This window comes from Pseudomonas sp. Xaverov 259 (assembly GCF_019352915.1).
GTDB lineage: Bacteria > Pseudomonadota > Gammaproteobacteria > Pseudomonadales > Pseudomonadaceae > Aquipseudomonas.
Genome location: NZ_JAAAFV010000027.1, coordinates 42,602 through 60,575, shown reverse-complemented (window position 1 = coordinate 60,575; position 17,974 = coordinate 42,602). Strand labels below are relative to the sequence as shown.

The window sequence follows — 17,974 nt, the reverse complement described above, 5'->3', positions numbered from 1 at the left end:
CCGCTTCGCAGCCCAACGCAGGACAAGCCTGCTCGCCACAACAACGGGTTGTGTCGATACCTATGCTGCTATGAGGCCCGTCAAACCGCCACACTCACCTCCTGCCTGTCGACCTCCACCAATGTCTCGATCATCGCCTTCGCCGCCGGCGACAACCTCGACCCCGTGCGGCTGACAATCCCGCACCGCGCACTCATGGTCTCCATGTTTTGCGGCAAATTGCGCCAGTGCAGCAGCACCAGCGAACCCTGTGCAATGTCCTCGGCAAAGGCTTCCTCGGTGCCCACGCCGATGGCGTTCGATTGCAGCACGATTTTTACCAGCGCCGGGAAGTGTTCAGTCTGAATGCTGGGTGAAAAATCCATGCGCCCACTCAGGTTCGCCAGCAGTTTGCGAATGCCCTGGGAGATCAGCGGCGAGGCCAGCGGGTAGTCGAACATATCGTTGGTCGACAGGCTGTCCTTGGCCAGCAACGGGTGCCCCGGACGGCAGAAAAACACGCCGCGCTTGGGCGTCAATGCGCGGGTCTGGAAGTTCGGGTCGGCCTCGAACTGGCGGATGTCGGCGATAAAGAACTCGATCTCTTCGCGGCTCAAGGCGCGGCTGAGTTTCTCCCAGTTATCCACCTGGAAACTGGTGCGGATTTTCGGGTGCGAGCCGATAAAACGCGCCACTGCATCCGGCACCAGTTTTACCGCCGGCGCCGGGCCGCAACCGAAGCGCAGGTCGCCGGCGTCGAGCTTGGTCATGCGCGTGACTTCACTGCTCAGCAGCGCCGCGCCGTGTACCAGGGTCAAGGCATGTTGCAGCACCACCTGGCCTTCTGGCGTGGGGCGCAAGTCCTTGTGGCCACGGTCGACCAGCACGCAGCCGAACTCCTGCTCCAGCCCTTGGATGCTGCGGCTGAACGCCGGTTGGGTGATGCCCATGGCGTCGGCTGCGCGCACGAAACTGCGGTGTTCGTTGAGGGCGATGAAGTACCGAAGTTGGCGAAGATCCATATGCTTTCCCGGCATTTGAAAAATAGGTCGAAGGCATTTGCGACCGTGGGAGCTGAGGTTTTAAATGCAAGCTCTTATTCCGTCAACGAAGCATTGGTTCATTTGCTAGATCTAAATTGCATATGAATAGAGCGTTGCTGGAAAGCTTCCCACCATCAGCAGGCACATGAGGGTCATCACAATGAGCAACGCCGCATTAGCTATTCAACCCGTCGCCCAGGCGCTCGACATCCACCCGGTGGCAGGCCGCATCGGTGCCGAGATCCGTGGCATCAAACTCTCCGGTGACCTGGATGCCGCCACCGTCGAGGCCATCCAGCAAGCGCTGGTGCAGTACAAAGTGATCTTCTTCCGCGAACAAACTCACCTCGATGACCAGAGCCAGGAAGCCTTCGCGCACCTGCTCGGCGAGCCAATCGCACACCCGACGGTGCCAGTGCGCGACGGCACGCGCTTCCTGTTGGAACTCGATGGCGCCCGTGGCCAGCGCGCCAATTCCTGGCACACCGACGTGACCTTCGTGGATGCCTACCCGAAAGCCTCGATCCTGCGTTCGGTGCTGGCGCCAAAATCCGGTGGCGACACGGTGTGGGCCAACACGGCCACCGCCTACAACGACCTCAGCGTCGACCTGCGCGCACTCGCCGACAACCTGTGGGCGGTACACAGCAATGAGTACGACTACGCCGGGCGCAAGCCGGATGTGTCGGTAGAAAAGCTCGAGGAATACCGCAAAATCTTTACCTCCACCGTGTATGAAACCGAGCACCCAGTGGTGCGTGTACACCCGGTCAGCGGCGAAAAAACCTTGCTGCTGGGCCACTTCGTCAAACGCCTCAAAGGCTATTCACAGACCGAATCGGCGCAGCTGTTCAACCTGCTGCAAGGCCACGTCACCCGCCTGGAAAACACCGTGCGCTGGCGCTGGAACACCGGCGATGTGGCGATCTGGGACAACCGCGCGACTCAGCACTACGCGGTGGACGATTACGGCACTCAGGAACGCATCGTGCGCCGGGTCACGCTCAAGGGCGATGTGCCGGTGAGCGTGCAAGGGCAGCGCAGCCAGACCACCAAAGGCCTCTAAACCTGTTGGAGATTAAACAATGTGGGAGCTGGCTTGCCTGCGATAGCATCGCCTCGGTGTGACTGATACACCGAGGTGTCTGCATCGCAGGCAAGCCAGCTCCCACATTAGTTTTGTGTGATTACCAGACGCCGATTTTCACTACTTTTTCCGCCTCAGGCTCACCGTACCGAAACCATTGTCCACGGGAGTCAACCTCTGCATGGCTGATGGTGGTGCGCCGCTTCAACCCACGCAGCCACTCGAACAGATAACCCAAGTGAGTTTCGCGCACCGCCGCATACGCGGGGTCCTCGCCTAAATCGTGTACTTCCTGCGGGTCATTCTGCAGGTCAAACAGCTGCGGACGAAAACCGTCATAGGCCAGGTATTTCCAACGCTCACTGCGCACCATGGTCATGCGGCAGCGGTCGATCGGTTGTGCCAGGCGCTCACGAGCCGGGGCCTGGAAGGCATAGTCGTATTCGGCGATGGCGTAGTTGCGCCACGTGATGGGTTGGCCGTGCAGCAGCGGAATCAGCGAACGGCCTTCCAGGCGATGGTCTGCGGCGGGCAAGCCCAGGGCATCGAGGAACGTTGGCAGGGCGTCTATGGTTTCCGCCAGGCGCTCATCCACCGTGCCACGGCTGATATCGGCACTGGCACGCGGGTCGCGCACGATCAGCGGAATGCCCACTGCAGGCTCCAGCAGGAATTCTTTTTCGCCCAGGAAGTGGTCGCCGAGGAAGTCGCCATGGTCGCTGGTGAACACGATCAGCGTGTCGTCCCAGCGGCCGTTGCTTTGCAGAAAATCGAACAGCCGCCCGAGTTGATCATCGACTTGTTTGATCAGGCCCATGTAGGTCGGAACCACCGTGAGCCGCACTTCATCACGGGAAAAATTCACGCTCTCCTGATGCTGACGGAAAGCCTGGTAAACCGGATGATCGCTGGTGTGCGCAGGCTGAATCGGCGCCTGGATATGCTCGGCGCCATACAGCGCGTGATACGGCGCCGGCGCGATGTAGGGCCAGTGCGGCTTGATGTATGACAGGTGCAGACACCACGGCTGCTCGCCTTGTTCAGCGATAAAGTCGATGGCGCGGTCGGTGGTGTAGACGGTTTCCGAATGCTCCTCTGCTACTCGCGCAGGTAGCCCGGCGTTGCGCATATGCCAGCCGCTGAGCACTTCGCCGTTTTCGCCGGCAGCGGCGTTGGCCCATTCATGCCATGGGTTGGTGCCGTCGTAGCCGTGCTCGCGCAGGTACTGAGTGTAGGGCGCAGACTCGCGTTTTTCCGCGAACAGCGGGCTGTCGGGGTAGATGCCGTCGTGGCGCAAATAAGCGTCGAAGCCCACCTCGTTGAAAGGCTCGGCCTGCTGGCTGTCGGGGTCGATATTCAGGCGCTGCAACGCCTCCAGGTTCGGCGTGGCGTGGGTCTTGCCCACCAGCGCGATGCGGATGCCATGGGGGCGCAGGTAATCGCCGATGGTCAGCTCTTCCAAGGGCAGCGGCACCGCGTTCCAGGCCACCTGATGGCTGCTGACATAACGCCCGGTGTACGCCGACATCCGCGACGGCCCGCAAATGGTGCCCTGGGTGTAGGCGCGGCTGAAGCGCACGCCGGCAGCGGCGAGGCGGTCGATATTCGGCGTGTGCAAATGCGCGTGGCCGTAGCACGACAGGTAATCGCGGCGCAGTTGATCGCACATGATGTAGAGCACATTGCGCACGGGTTGTGAGTTGGACATGAGGCTTCACCGAACGGAGGACAGGTGAAGGTTTTCGCTGTTCGGGCAGGGCGCTGGCAAGTGCATTTTAGGACTGGGTTTGATGCAGGGAATGCATGGGTGTTGCTACTGGCGTTATCGCAGGCAAGCCAGCTCCCACACTTGAAATGCGTTCCCCTGTGGGAGCTGGCTTGCCTGCGATAGCGCCCGCTCAGACGGCGACATTCTCCAGCGCGCACACGTCCTCATCCAGCTCATCCATATGCTTGATCTGCTCAATCATCGCCTCCGCCAACGGCGACAGCCGATACCCCGCACGGCTGACAATCCCATAGCGCGTATAGCGCTCCTCCAGATCCTCAGCCAGCCCATCAATCTTCAAACACACCAACTCACCCCGCGCCATGTGCAGCACATCGCTGTTGGCACTGACGATGCCGATCGCATCCGAGCGCAGCACCACACCCATCAGGCTGTAGCCGTTTTCGCACTCCACATTGGGCAGGTAATCCGGCCGGCCGCTGAGGTCGACGATGACTTTGCGCAGGTTCGGCGGGCGAATCGTCACCGCCAGCGGGTAGCTCATCAGCTCGGCGGCGCTGACGCTTTCGCGCTCGGCCAGCGGGTGCCCGGCGCGGCAGCAGAAGTACCAGCGCCGCGCGCGCAGGCGGTGGGTGTGGTAGTCCGGGTTGGCTTCGAAGTGGCGGGTGTCGGCGACGAAAAATTCGAACTCTTCGCTGAGCAGGCGCTTGCTCAAACTTTGCCAGTCATCCACCTGGAACTGCACGCGGGCCTTGGGGTAGCGCCCGATAAAACTGCCGATGGCACGCGGGATCAACCCGGCAGCGGGCGCCGGGCCGCAGCCGAAGCGCAGTTCACCGGCTTCCAGGCCATTGAACTGGCTGATCTCGTTAGCCAGTTGCTGCGCGCCGCTGACCAGGCGCCGTGCATGTTCGAGCAGCACCTGGCCTTGTTTGGTCGGCGCCAGGTCCTTGCGGCCACGGTCCACCAGTTGGCAACCAGCACTGTGTTCCAGCGCCTGGATGCTGCGACTGAACGCCGACTGCGACAGGTTCACGGCCAACGCCGCCGCGACAAAACTGCGTTGTTCGGCAAGGGCAATGAAGTGGCGAAGTTGGCGCAAGTCGATATGCATTTTTCACATCAAAAATATCCGGGAAATGCATTGGCTATGCATTAGGTCGACTCCTTATAAAGGCTATCTCTTATGCAGTAAATGTTCGATAAAACATAAATAAATAACTTTTGGGAATATATACTGATGGATATTTCCGGGTTTCGGAGCCGCTTATGAGTCTGTTGAAGTCCTTGCCCCTGGCCATGTTGGTGGCCGGCAGCACCAGTTGGTCGCCGACCCAGGCCGCCGAAACACCTGCGCCGGCAGGCAAGGGCGAAAACGCCAGCGGCCAGCTTGAGACCGTCACTGTGACCGCCCGGCGGCGCACCGAGAGCGCCCAGGCAGTGCCGACGCCCATGAGCGTCATCGGCGGCCAGGCGTTGGAGAGCCAACGGGTCTACCGCATTCAGGATTTGCAGCAACTGGTGCCCAGTGTCAACGTCGCCTACATGCATGCGCGTCAGTCCAGCGTGTCGATTCGCGGGCTGGGCAACAACCCGGCCAGCGACGGCCTGGAAGGCAGCGTGGGGCTGTATATCGACAACGTGTACCTTGGGCGGCCAGGCATGGCGGTGTTCGACTTGATGGACATCGAGCAGCTCGAAGTCTTGCGCGGGCCGCAAGGCACCTTGTTCGGCAAGAACACCACGGCGGGCGTGATCAATATCAGCACGCGCGCGCCGAGTTTCACTCCGGAGCGCAGCATCGAAACATCATTGGGCGAGGACGGTTATTTCCAGACCAAGGGCACGATTTCCGGCCCGCTCACCGACGATCTGGCGGGGCGTTTTTCGGCCTATCGCACACGCAGCGATGGCGACATCAAGAACGAGTACGACGGCCATGATCTTAACGGCGGCTCACGCCAGGGCTTTCGCGGGCAGTTGCTGTACAAGCCCAGCGACACCTTCAACCTGCGCTGGATCGGCGACTACAACGAAGAAGATTCCAGCGCCGGCACCCGCGTGCTGTACAGCACCGGGCCGACCATCAATGGCACCAACCTCTACCAATCCCGCGCCGCAGCGGCGGGCGCAACCCTGGTGGATGGCACGCACCGCAAGGTCAACCTGGACAACGACCAGCATGTCACGGTGTTCCAAGGTGGCACGTCCCTTGAGGCTAACTGGACGCTACCAAGCGACTTCACGCTGACCTCGGTCAGCTCCTATCGTTGGTGGAATTTCACCCCGCGCAATGACGACGGCCTTAACGTGCCGGCGTCGTATAACGCTGGTGTGTCGGTGGAAGATAAGCAGTGGTCCCAGGAGTTCCGCCTGGCGTCACCTACCGGTGGGTTCTTCGACTATGTGCTGGGCGCCTACTACTTCGGTAACTCGCTGGATAACAAATCCTTCGCCTATTACGGGCCCAAGGCGGATATCTGGAACGGCACGCCGACCGGCGCGCTGAACGATGTGAGCAGCGTCGGCAACGGGCACATCCGCACCGACAGTTTTGCCCTGTTCGCCCAAGGCACCTGGCACCTCACTGAACGCCTGGATTTCACCGCCGGTGTGCGTGGCACCTACGAAGAAAAAAGCGCCTGGGTCAGCCGCAATGCGCCCGTGGGTGGCGCTGCGGTCACCGGCGCCGCTGCCACGGCGCGGCGAGGACGCACCGGCGCGTATGACTCCGGCGATCTCAACCAGTACAGCGCCACGCCGTCGGGGCTGCTCAACCTGAGTTACCACTTCAACGATAATTTGCTGGGCTATGCGACGTTGTCCCATGGCGAGAAGTCCGGCGGGGTCAATTTGGTGGTGGGTTCTGCGCCGACGGCCGGGGCGGATTCGCTGCTGGTGGGCACCGAGCGCGCCAACAACGCCGAGTTGGGGTTTAAAAGCACGCTGTGGGACCGTCGTCTGCAACTCAATGCCAACCTGTTCTGGACCCAGGTCAACGGCTACCAGACCAACGCCTACGACCAGGACAACCGCGTGCAATACCTGACCAACGCCGGTTCGGTGCGCTCGCGCGGCGTGGAAGTGGAAAGCACGCTGGTGCCGATCCGGGGCCTGACGTTGAATATCAATGGCTCGCTCAACGATGTGAGTTACCTGTCTTACAAAGATGCGCCGTGCCCACCGGAAGTCAGCTTGCGCCCGGGTGCGCCAGCCTCCTGCGACCTGAGCGGCCACCAAGTGGTGGGCGCGTCCAAGTGGATCGCCAACGCCAACGGCGAGTACAAGTGGAACCTGGATAACGGCTTCGAACCTTACGTGACCGCCAGCTATGCATTCCGCTCCAAAGCGGTGGGCACGGTCGAGGATTCCGACTATGGGCAGATTCCGGCCTACGCGGTGGTCAACCTCTCTACCGGCCTGCGCGGCAACTACCAGCAAGGGCAGTGGGATGTGTCGTTATGGCTGAAAAACGCCTTCGACAAAACCTACTACACCACCCTGTGGACGGGCGGCAACGGCGGCTACGAAGGTTTGCTGGGCACGCCGCGCACCCTAGGCGTGACGGGGCGCTACGACTTCTGAGTGGGTGCGGTAGGTGGCGGGGCTGAACACCCGCGTCACCACCAGCATCGCCAGCACCGTGACCGTCAGCACCACCCAGGCGCTGACAAAGTTGCCGGTGAGTTCGCGCAGCCAGCCGGTCAGCCAAGGCGAGACCGCGTTGATCAAAAAGCCCACGCCCTGCACGAAGGCCGCCAGTTGCCCGGCCTGGCGTGGGTCGCGGTGGTGGTCGAGGGTCAGCAGCAGGCTCAGGGCGAAACACGCGCCCAGGCCAAAACCACACAAGGCGACCCACAGGTGGGGATACTCGAGCGGTGCGAGGATCAGGCCGAGGTAGCCGACAGTCTGTGCCAACAGGCTGATGCCGAGCAGCGGGCGACGGTCGATACCGCGCTGGGCCAACACCGGCATCAGCAGCGCGGCGATCACCTGGAAAATGGTCATGAACGCCAACAACGAACCGCTCGGCAACACGCCCCACCCCAGTTGCTGGTAGTAGGCGGGCAGCCACGCGACCATGCTCATGTAGCCGCAATTCACCAGCCCGAAATACAACGCCAGCAGCCACGCCCGACGGTTGCGCAGCCCCTTGAATGGCGGCGCGATTTGCAGGTTTCTCGCCGCGCCCAGCGGTAGCCAGGCCCACAGCAACAACGCCCCCAGCGCGGGTAGCAGCCACACGCCGAGCCCCGCCTGCCATTGCTGAAAATGCGTGGCCACCAGCGGGCTGAGCAACGCCGCCAGCCCGCCGCCAGCCATCAGCGAGGCCGAGTACACACCCATCGCCACCGGCACGCGGTGATGAAATTCGCGCTTGATCATCGCCGGCACCAACGCCTGGATCAGCGCCACACCGGCGCCGCCCAGCAACGCCGTGACCAGTAGCGCCGACGCCTGGCCCATCAACCAGCGCGCCAGGCACGCCAGCAGAATCATCATCAGGCCCAATGCGATGCCGCGTCGTTCGCCCAGGCGCGCTTCCACGCGCACACCGACCAGCGCCACCAGGCCCATGCACACCACCGGCAGGCTGGTGAGCAGGGCGCTGCTCTGGAAGCTCAGGCCAGTGGCCTGGCGGATTTCGCCGAGCAAGGGGCTGATGGAGCTGAGGATGGGCCGCAGGTTGAGGCCCAGAACCACCAGCAACCCCCAGCCGGCGAGTTTGCTCATGAATGAAGGGTTAAGCGGCATGCATGACCTGCGGGCGCACAAAAGGGGCATCAAGTATGGATAGTCAGCGATGCATTTTGAAGTTAAATGTCCCCCCATATGCTTCTCTGGGCGTATAAAGCAACTTCAAGGCTGCAGCCCATGGGTTTGGCCGGTAGCCCACCCTGCCGTAATGATCTTTTCTGCCATTGAGTACGGTGACGACGTGGTCGTTTTCGGCCATGACCCCAGGTGCGCCGTTGATCAAATCTTGTGCATTAGTGTGCTGAACATAATTTGCCAGTCCCAGACGGTTCAGCCCTTCTGCGGTATGTTCCCAGGTGTCCAGGCTGTGCACCGCGGCTGTAAAGCCACGTGCGGCATAGCCATCATTGTTTTCTAGCTGTGCCCGCTTGGCACTCACGGCATACATGAAGTTGGCTTCGTTGAGTATCTTCTGGTTGTTGCCCCCAAATCCTGAAAATCTGGCTGCGTATGCAAGCTCATCAAATGTCACATGGTAGACATTCCTGGGGTTGTCTCTCATCCTGACGTCAAACCCGCCGTAAGTTCTTTGTACCGAAAAGTACACTTCATTGGGGCCGCCAAAGCGTTGCATTGCGGCTTTTATTCCCGCAACGGTGACGCAATTCATCGTGCCCCATTTTTGCCAGAAACCATCTAGAAGCGCTGCTGGGGAGTAGGGGCCGTTGGCTTGAGGCTGGACGCTCCGTTCCTGTCTACCTGAGGCATGTGTGCCAGGCGAGTAAGCCGCTGGATTGAGGGGCGGGTAATATGCATTTGTATTGCTGAACCGGGCGTTGATAGTCATGAGGTCCTCTGCCCTGTGTGATCTCCCCATCCAAGGAGCCGTCAGGTGTGTATGCATTTTGACGCGCTATCCAGGCATGTCGGTATAGCGCTGGGTGGTTCATGGTGGGTTTTGGTTCCGATAGCGTGTTTGAAAAAACGCTGTTATCCAGCAGATCTGGGATCCGTCCTACACTTGCGATGCGCTACCAATCGACGGAAAAACCATGCCTTTGGTGAATATTTTTTATGCCTTAAAAGCATCGTTATTCAGCGCCTGCGCTACAAGCTACGCCGGCCGTGGCTTTGGCGTTTCAGCGTGTTTCTTTTATTCAAATTTGATCTATGTATAACTTCAAATATTACTTTAAGAGATAAGCGTCTAGCCCCGATGATTCAGCCCTCGACGGCCGCTTTAGCAGGCCTGTCGGTTTTTTTGTGTGAAAACCGTAGGGAGTGAATCAATGGGCAATGTCCAGACCGCCGCCAGTGCACCCGAGGCGCAGTGGCGCCAGGCACCGGGTGGTGAGTTGGTCGACCTTGGCCGGCCGCACCGCGCGCCGTTGGGGCAATTGCGTTTGCAGCAAACCCCGAAGCGTTTTTCGAGCCGTCGCGAAGGGATTCTGCTCGGGTTGCTGGTGTTGGCCCTGCACGGTGCGGTGATCTATTGGGTGAGCCAGAAGCCCACGCCGGTACTGCCGATTGTGCCGCCGGAAATCCCGCCGATGACCATTGAATTTTCCCAACCGGCGCCGCCAGTGGTGGAGCCGCCTCCGCCTGTACCGCCACCACCACCGCCACCTGTGGTTGAGCCTCCGCCGCCGGTTGTCGATGAGTTGGCGGCCAAGCCTGCGCCGCCAAAACCTGTTCCAAAACCCAAACCAAAGCCGGTGCCGAAACCAGAACCCAAGCCTGTGCCGAAAGCGGTCGAACAGCCGCCTGTGCCACCGACGCCTGCGCCTCCTGCTCCGCCAGCACCGGCTGCTCCACCGTCACCCGCACCGGTGACACCCGCTTCAGCCAACGCCGCGTACTTGAAGAACCCGGCGCCGGAGTACCCGTCACTGGCCCAGCGCCGTGGCTGGGAAGGCACAGTGTTGTTGCGCGTGCATGTGTTGGCCAGCGGCAAGCCGGGTGAGATCCAGATTCAGAAAAGCAGCGGTCGCCAGCAACTCGACGACGCCGCATTGACCGCCGTGAAGCGTTGGAGCTTTGTGCCGGCCAAGCAGGGCGATGTGGCGCAGGACGGCTGGGTCAGCGTCCCGATCGATTTCAAGATTCACTAACTATTCGGCAGCGGTGTGTTGGACACGCCGTCACCTGCACAGAGGGAAAACATCATGGCATTAGCATCTCCACTTGAATCCATCGAAAGCGCGGTGATCTGGCTGCTGGTGGTCTTTTCGGTCGCCACCTGGGGCCTGGCGTTATTGAAGGGCGTGCAGTTCGGGCGCCTCAAAGCGCAGGATCGCAAGTTCCACAAACAGTTCTGGGCGGCGTCGAGTCTCGATTCCGCCGCTGAATTGGCCGAAACCCAGCCCGGCGCTGCTGCCCGTGTGGCCCAGGCCGGTTATGCCGCGATCCAGGTCAGTGATGCACCGCACGCGGCAGACCTGAGCCAGGCCATCAATCACCAGGACCGCCTTGAACGCGCCCTGCGCCAGCAAATTGTGCGTGAGCGCCGCTCTCTGGAAACCGGCCTGGCCGTGGTCGCCAGTATCGGCAGCACCTCGCCGTTTATCGGCCTGTTCGGCACCGTGTGGGGCATTATGGAAGCCCTCAAGGGCATCAGCGCCGCCGGCTCGGCCAGCCTGGAAACCGTGGCTGGCCCGATTGGTGCGGCACTGGTGGCCACCGGTGTGGGGATCGCCGTCGCCGTGCCGGCGGTGCTGGTCTACAACTACTTCCTGCGCCGCCTGAAGCTCACGGCGGCGGACCTGGATGACTTCGCCCACGACTTCTACAGCCTGGCGCAGAAGAATTCCTTCCGCGTGCTGCTGCACCCTGCGCTGACCAAAAGCGCGGCCAGCAACCCGCAAAAAGTGAAGGAGGCGTCCTGAAATGGCCTTCTCCACGCAAGACAGTGATGAAGTGCTGAGCGAGATCAACGTCACGCCGCTGGTGGACGTGATGCTGGTGCTGCTGGTGGTGTTTATCGTCACCGCGCCGTTGTTGACCAACTCGATCCCGATCAACCTGCCCAAGACTCAAGCAGTCGCCCCGGTGGAGCAGAAAGACCCGCTGGTGGTGAGCATCGACGGCGCGGGCAAATTGTTTATCAACAAGGACGAAATCCAGCCCGACCTGCTGGAATTCAACCTGCAGTCGGCCAAGGCCAAGGACCCCGATGTGCGGGTGCAACTGCAGGCTGACGATGGAGTGAACTACGGCGAGGTGGCGCGAGCCATGGCGTCGATCGAGCGCGCGGGCATAACCAAGTTGTCGGTGATCACCGCACGTTAGTTTCAAAAAGTCTCGACAGTTTTTTGGCCGCTTTCCTTGGCAGGGTGCGGCCTTTTTTATTTAAGTGTTTTGGCGTTGATAGGAGAAAAGAATTGACACGTTTTTGAATGTTTCCAAGCGTGCAATTCGCAACGGTATGCTTATTCTGGTCGGCGCACGGAGTAATTTAATTAAAGGAGTAGTTGCATGACCGTACGTTTTCCTATTCATTCAGTAAGTGCATTCGTGAACCCGCAAGTAACGACCGCTCAACCTGAAGAAAAACAACCCGTCGGTGTTTTTTCACGGCCTGATAGGCCCGGCCCGCAACACCCTTTAGCGCAACGGTCGTCAAGTCATGTCGGCTCTCGGGAAAGTGCCACTTCAAAAGGGCTCAAGCCTAATCCTGAAATAGATGCTTATATCAGCACGCACGCATCCGATTTTATTTCGCCTGAAAAAGAAATTTCGACCATTTTGTCCACCAAGATAAAGCAGCATTGGGGGGTGGACGTTGATCCTGACACCACGTATCTGGTTACGTTTAAACATAATGGTACTGATGAAAAGGATGTTGTAGAGAAAGTAACGCTGACCCAGGCGGCTTTGAAAAATAGGCAAGATGTAAAAATTGAAGATAATGAGGGGTGGTTTCGAAAAATCGCCAAGTTTTTTTCACCGGCAGTTTATATAACCAATAAGATTGAAGGCTGGGTGGAGGAAGCACACAGTCGACAAGGTATTTATCGGCAGCCAGGTTCTCCAGGTGCTGCGCTCTATAGCGCGGCCACTCAAGTGTCCATTCCTGTTGAGGACTTCAAAGCCTTGGTCTGGGATACAGACCGAACCCAACTTTACAAGAATACGCTGGACGGGTTTTGGGACAAGCACAGCGGTTCATACGCTTCATTGAGTAAAATATCCTATCTTAAAGCGATCCATCTACAGCGCTTGGAAGGGACGCTTGGCCCTGTCGAGGCGGCACTTGCCCAGCGGGCGTTAGGGCCTATTGCGCAAAAGGAATGGTCGGAGCTGACGGTGCAGGATTTTTCAGCGCCTGGGATAAAGGATCCTAATGTGGATATTGGGTTGCTGAGCATCAATGGCTTGCAGTCAACCGACTTGATGTGTGTGACCGATCGCAGAACCCAGCTGACGTTGCTGTACATCCCTGGTAACTCCTCGCCGATACATCGTTTCGATAACCCTCAGAAAATGAAAACCTGGTTGGCCGAGCAAGCCACCGATCCAGTAAAGCGCGCCTCACTGCTAACGCATTTCTCTCTCAAGGACCAAGCCGACAAGTCGTTTTCAGACGGTGTGCGTCAATCCTTGGAAGGGATGGCAAATTGGTCCAATGCGCAGGCGTCAGGGAACGCTTTCCTTTCAGGGCTCAATGGCTGGATACCTGATCGCTTTATCACTGTTGACCCGTTGCGCAACGATCCTTTTGAAGCGGTCAAGGTTCGGCAAAAGGCGCGGTCTTATTCGGATGCGGAAAACGCGATCGTCAGTGATGGTGACTACACCAAGAACAAAGTCTTGCAAGGCGTGGAAGAGGCCACGAAGGTCGCCATGTTCATGACGCCTCTCGCGTTGGTCATGCCGGAAGTCGCAATAGGCCTGGATGTTTTCTTCATGGCTGCCGGGGCCACTCAAACAGGTATCGGTATTGATGATGCCGTCAAAGGTAAAGCGACGGCCTCTGACCGAATCGTTTTCGGGGTATTGAACGCGGTACCGCCCCTAGCCACCCATGCGGGGGCTCCATTGGCGAAAGTGATGACAGGGAGAGTGTCCAGCGAGGGCATTGCCGCCGGGGTTGATGCTACAGCTCGGGAGCCCGCTCAAGTGGGTGAACAGGAGCGCCCATTCTTCAATCCGCCACGACGGGTCAATGGCCAAATCGGCTACCCGATGGGGCCTGTTTCGCCGCCGGTGATCCGCGAAGAGTTCACGATCCCCATGGACGGTGTGCAACCAGCACTCATGGGAGGCAATATGATTGATATTAAACAATACCTTTTTCCAGTTACGTATGACGTCGGGGCAGGCCTCTGGCGTGGGCTTACCAATGAAGGTGAGGCGGCAGACATATTTTATTGGCGTAATAGTCAAGGGGAGTGGCTGAGTGGCACCGAGTCTGAAGCGCTTGCAGGTAGTAAAAGCTCACCTGTTTCGGTTATCAATAGAACGCTGAAGCTGCCGAAGTTACCGCCGCTACCGTCGGGCGCTACGCCGGTACCTAAAGTGATTCACTATTTTTGGGCAGGCAACGAGATGCCAGAACATTTGATCGAAAATATTGCGGAAAACTCTAGAAAAAGTCCAGGATACAAGTCCATTGTTCATGTGGATGCAAATAACGCGAATGCTTTTCAGAAAATAAAGTCCGCGCTGGATCACAAAGTGGGTGGGCTGGAAGTGCATGATCTAAAAGACGATGAGGCTTTTCGAGAACTAAATGATAGTAAGTATGGAGAAATGTATCAGTACTTTCGCTCAGGCCAGGGGCAGAATTTGGCAGCCTCATCGGACGTGATGCGCGTGGCGTTGATAAAAAAGTACGGTGGAATATATCTGGATACAGATGATGCGCTGACGTTTGACGTGGGCGGGGTCACGCTGAACGCTACGCAAAGTGATGTATTGATGAGCGCGCCCGTCAAGTATGCAGGTGCGGATTTCCACGGGTTCAATACAAGTAATTTTGCAAGTCATCCAGGTAATCCGTTGTTCGATAAGATTCTGGAGGAGTCGTATCAGCGATACAAAGCCAACGAACCGTGGTTTAACACCCATCGTCCTTTCCTGAACGACAGCTCGACAGCTATAGAGCGGCAAACCTATAAAGAGTACGAAATGAAAGTTTTCGAGGTGACCGGGCCGAGAATGTTTAGTGATGTAGCGGAGCAAGAAGAATATGGGTTTTTCCCGGTGATTGATGAAATTACTGAACTAATGGCGGAGCGTTTTATACTTCCCGAGGACTATAAAAATAAGTACAAAGAAGCACTGAGTTTTTATATGCCAATGCACAATAGGTTTGGGGTAACTATTGGCTCAGAGCACTCTATGTATCACTCGCGTTGAATTGGCAAAGCGGTCGTCGTCGTTGAGACCTGGGTTATACAACTCAACGACTGACGGCATTACAGTCACCGCCCCCTGATGCCTTGGTGTTGGGGGGGCAATGGTTTGGGTTCCATGAATGTCGGAGCAACAGGCTTCGAAAAAAGTAATTTCATGAGTTTTTGGTTATTAACAAATTCCTTTTTATTCCTTATTTGATTGTTTGAGTGCCTCTATACTGACCAGCAACGTTAAACGCTGCAGGAGGGCACACCCATGCACAGCGAGTCGATTCGTTATCTGATCGTGCCGGGCTGGCAAGGATCGCCAGAAGATCATTGGCAAAGTCATTGGCAGAACAGCCTGCCCAACAGCGCACGCGTGGAGCAGGCCGATTGGCTTACCCCGCGTCGCGAAGACTGGGTGGCCGCGCTGGCCGAGGCCATCGCCGCCGACAGCACGCCGGTGATTCTGATCGCGCATAGCCTGGGTTGCATCACCGTGGCCCACTGGGCCGCCACCGCACCCGTGCATTTCTTGCGTCAGATACGCGGCGCGTTGCTGGTGGCTCCGGCAGATGTCGAACGCCCGGCGTGTGCACCGGCACTGCGCAATTTCGCACCGATTCCTGCCGATTTGTTGCCATTCCCCAGCCAAGTGGTCAGCTCCGACAACGACAGTGCCGTCAGCGCCTCCAGGGCTTTGGAGTTGGCACGTCAATGGGGCGCCGAAGCCGGCATCCTCTCGGGTGCCGGGCATATCAATGTGAAGTCCGGCCACCGGCGCTGGGAACAAGGTTTTGCTTACCTTTATCGCCTGCAACATCGCCCCGAGCACCACGCTCGGCGTAGCGCCTAATATTTTTCAACGCCCCGTCCCTGAGTGGATTGGGGCGGGAGCCCGCCATGAGTCTGCATGAAACCTACGGCCAGCCTTTGCTGACCTTTCCCGATGCCGAAAAAAGCCCACTGAGCATCCGCGCCAAGGCGTTGGTGTTCGTCGACCCACGCTCACGCCAGCTGCGTGAAGAATTGGAAAGCCTTGCGCCGCGCGCCTTACCCGTATTGATCTGCGGTGAAACCGGCAGTGGTAAAGAACTGCTGGCGCGACACATCCACCGTGGCAGTGACCGTACTGGCCTGTTTGTCTCGGTCAACTGTGGTGCCATCAGCCCCACCTATGCGGATGCCGAGTTGTTTGGCTATGCCGCCGGTAGCCACAGCGGCGCAGAGAGTAGTCGGGCGGGCTGGTTTGGCTCTGCCAACGGCGGCACCTTGTACCTGGACGAGATTGGTGACTTGCCGCTGCCGATCCAGGTGAAATTGCTCGCGGCCCTGGAAAATCACGAAGTCACACGTGTCGGCGCGCATCAGCCGAGCCCGGTGGATGTACGCCTGGTGGCCGCTACCAGCATCGACCTGGCCCAGGCTGTAGCCGCCGGCAAGTTTCATGAGCGCCTGTTCCATTACTTGAGCGAAGGCCAGCTCGACCTGCCGGCCCTGCGCGAGCGGGTGGGCGATATTTTGTCCCTGGCTGAATATTTCCTCGGCATCTACAGCCAACGCCTGGACTTGCCGGTGCCGCTGATCAGTGACGCCGCCCAGCGTGTGCTGGAACATCACAGTTGGCCGGGCAATACCCGCGAGCTGGAAAACGTTATTCACTTTGCGTTGTTGGTAAGCAGTGGCGATGAGATTTTGCCCGAGCATTTGAACCTGCCCGCCGCAGGCTCGCCGCTGGAACAACTGCAGCGGATCTTCGCGAGTGCCAGCGCCGCCGAGCGGCACACCTTGCTCAGCTTTCTAAATGAACAGCGGCTACATGAACAAAATGGAATATCAACTTGAATAAAAGATATTGTTCGGGAATAAAAAAACTAGGTATTGTCCATTCCACGCCGCGATAGCACTTCGCTGGCACACCATAAAAAACGGTCGTCAGAGACGCCCCGGAATTTCGATAAGGACACTGCATGAAAAAGGTTCTGTTGTTTACCGCACTGGCGGCTGCCCTGACTGCAAGCTTCGCCCAAGCCAACGAGAAACTGGTGGTAGCGGCTACCCCGATCCCGCACGCGGAGATCCTTGAGCTGGTCAAGCCGACCCTGGCTAAAGAAGGCGTGGACCTGCAAATCAAAGTCTTCACTGACTATGTGCAACCCAACACCCAGGTCGCCGAGAAGCGTCTGGACGCCAACTACTTCCAGACCCTGCCGTACCTGGAAAACTTCAACAAGGGCAAGGGCACCAACCTGGTCACCGTGATTGGTGTGCACGTTGAGCCGATCGGTGGTTACTCGAAAAAGATCAAGAACATCTCTGAACTTAAAGAGGGCGCCACCGTAGCTATCCCGAACGAAGGCTCCAACGCCGGCCGTGCCCTGTTGCTGCTGCAAAAGAACGGTCTGATTACGCTGAAAGACCCGACCAATGCACTGGCTACGCCGAAAGACATCGCCAGCAACCCGAAAAACCTGAAATTCAAAGAGCTGGAATCGGCGCTGCTGCCACGTGTACTGGACCAGGTTGACCTGGACGTGATCAACACCAACTACGCCTTGGAAGCCGGCCTCAACCCAGCCAAAGACGCGCTGATCATCGAAGACGCCAAGTCGCCGTACGTGAACTTCCTGGTGGCCCGCCCGGACAACAAGGACAGCGATGCTATCCAGAAACTGGCCAAAGCCCTGACCAGCCCGGAAGTCAAAGCCTTCATCGAGAAGAAGTACAACGGCGCGGTAGTGCCTGCGTTCTGATGTAGACCAAACCCCCTTCAAGGTTTGAACGCCGACGGCTACTGCAGCGTCGGCGTTTTTTTGATCGTTCCCACGCTCCGCGTGGGAATGCCTCCTGTGACGCTCCGCGTCACGACTTTAGAGCGGACGCGGAGCGTCCTGCGCTGCATTCCCACGCAGAGCGTGGGAACGATCAGGGCAGTGGCTCAGAGATCGCGGCTGTTGATCGCCCGACGCAACGCCACCAGCCACTTCACCAGCTCCTGCGGATCAATCGGTTTCGCTTCGTTCATTATTCATTCCCTCGAATCCAGACCCAGCAACCATAGCCGTCACCCGCCAAGGCCGCGAATCCGTCGGTTATC

Annotated in this window: 14 protein-coding genes; 9 read left to right on the top strand and 5 right to left on the bottom strand. The window is 58.6% G+C overall.

Annotated elements, in window-relative coordinates; translation table 11 throughout:
- Positions 1-80: 80 nt before the first annotated feature.
- Positions 81-1,001 (bottom strand): LysR family transcriptional regulator, encoded by a 921-nt coding sequence (locus K0H48_RS09575; RefSeq protein WP_219267289.1) that lies wholly within the window; start codon positions 999-1,001, stop codon positions 81-83.
- Positions 1,002-1,182: 181 nt separating this feature from the next.
- Here K0H48_RS09575 and K0H48_RS09570 point away from each other — a divergent pair, with 181 nt between their 5' ends.
- Positions 1,183-2,088 carry a TauD/TfdA family dioxygenase gene (locus K0H48_RS09570; RefSeq protein ID WP_219267335.1) on the top strand — a complete coding sequence of 302 codons (906 nt, stop codon included), beginning with the start codon at positions 1,183-1,185 and terminating at the stop codon, positions 2,086-2,088.
- Between the two features lie 121 nt (positions 2,089-2,209).
- Here the strand turns inward: K0H48_RS09570 and K0H48_RS09565 are convergent, their stop codons facing one another.
- Together K0H48_RS09565 and K0H48_RS09560 are read right to left on the bottom strand one after the other, a co-directional pair.
- Positions 2,210-3,817: an alkaline phosphatase family protein gene (locus tag K0H48_RS09565; RefSeq protein WP_219267288.1), complete on the bottom strand. Its 1,608-nt coding sequence runs from the start codon at positions 3,815-3,817 to the stop codon at positions 2,210-2,212.
- Positions 3,818-4,007: 190 nt separating this feature from the next.
- Complete coding sequence (locus K0H48_RS09560) at positions 4,008-4,952, bottom strand: LysR family transcriptional regulator (RefSeq protein ID WP_219267287.1); 945 nt, start codon at positions 4,950-4,952, stop codon at positions 4,008-4,010.
- Between the two features lie 155 nt (positions 4,953-5,107).
- Here K0H48_RS09560 and K0H48_RS09555 point away from each other — a divergent pair, with 155 nt between their 5' ends.
- A complete protein-coding gene (locus K0H48_RS09555) occupies positions 5,108-7,423 on the top strand; it encodes a TonB-dependent receptor (protein WP_219267286.1) in 2,316 nt (771 codons plus the stop codon).
- Here the strand turns inward: K0H48_RS09555 and K0H48_RS09550 are convergent.
- Both K0H48_RS09550 and K0H48_RS09545 read right to left on the bottom strand, forming a co-directional pair.
- A complete protein-coding gene (locus tag K0H48_RS09550) occupies positions 7,394-8,593 on the bottom strand; it encodes a CynX/NimT family MFS transporter (protein WP_219267285.1) in 1,200 nt (399 codons plus the stop codon). The two genes, K0H48_RS09555 and K0H48_RS09550, sit on opposite strands and share 30 nt — an antisense overlap.
- A gap of 43 nt (positions 8,594-8,636) precedes the next feature.
- Positions 8,637-9,383: a hypothetical protein gene (locus tag K0H48_RS09545; RefSeq protein WP_219267284.1), complete on the bottom strand. Its 747-nt coding sequence runs from the start codon at positions 9,381-9,383 to the stop codon at positions 8,637-8,639.
- A 442-nt stretch (positions 9,384-9,825) separates the two neighbouring features.
- On the opposite strand from K0H48_RS09545, the gene K0H48_RS09540 reads away from it, so the two are divergent.
- From K0H48_RS09540 to K0H48_RS09510, 7 genes are all read left to right on the top strand, one after another.
- Positions 9,826-10,647, top strand: coding sequence for an energy transducer TonB (locus K0H48_RS09540; RefSeq protein ID WP_219267283.1), 822 nt, complete (start codon positions 9,826-9,828; stop codon positions 10,645-10,647).
- 51 nt (positions 10,648-10,698) lie between these two features.
- Entirely contained in the window at positions 10,699-11,421 is a 723-nt protein-coding gene (locus tag K0H48_RS09535) for a MotA/TolQ/ExbB proton channel family protein (protein ID WP_219267334.1), read from the top strand.
- A gap of 1 nt (position 11,422) precedes the next feature.
- A complete protein-coding gene (locus K0H48_RS09530; RefSeq protein WP_005783751.1) occupies positions 11,423-11,824 on the top strand; it encodes a biopolymer transporter ExbD in 402 nt (133 codons plus the stop codon).
- 186 nt (positions 11,825-12,010) lie between these two features.
- Positions 12,011-14,896, top strand: coding sequence for a glycosyltransferase family 32 protein (locus tag K0H48_RS09525; RefSeq protein ID WP_219267282.1), 2,886 nt, complete (start codon positions 12,011-12,013; stop codon positions 14,894-14,896).
- Positions 14,897-15,151: 255 nt separating this feature from the next.
- The gene (locus K0H48_RS09520) at positions 15,152-15,733 is read left to right on the top strand and encodes an alpha/beta hydrolase (RefSeq protein ID WP_219267281.1); all 582 of its coding nucleotides are present in this window, start codon (positions 15,152-15,154) and stop codon (positions 15,731-15,733) included.
- A gap of 47 nt (positions 15,734-15,780) precedes the next feature.
- Positions 15,781-16,722: a sigma 54-interacting transcriptional regulator gene (locus K0H48_RS09515; RefSeq protein ID WP_219267280.1), complete on the top strand. Its 942-nt coding sequence runs from the start codon at positions 15,781-15,783 to the stop codon at positions 16,720-16,722.
- Positions 16,723-16,847: 125 nt separating this feature from the next.
- Positions 16,848-17,630, top strand: a complete 783-nt coding sequence (locus K0H48_RS09510) for a MetQ/NlpA family ABC transporter substrate-binding protein (protein WP_219267279.1) — start codon at positions 16,848-16,850, stop codon at positions 17,628-17,630.
- Positions 17,631-17,974 lie beyond the last annotated feature (344 nt).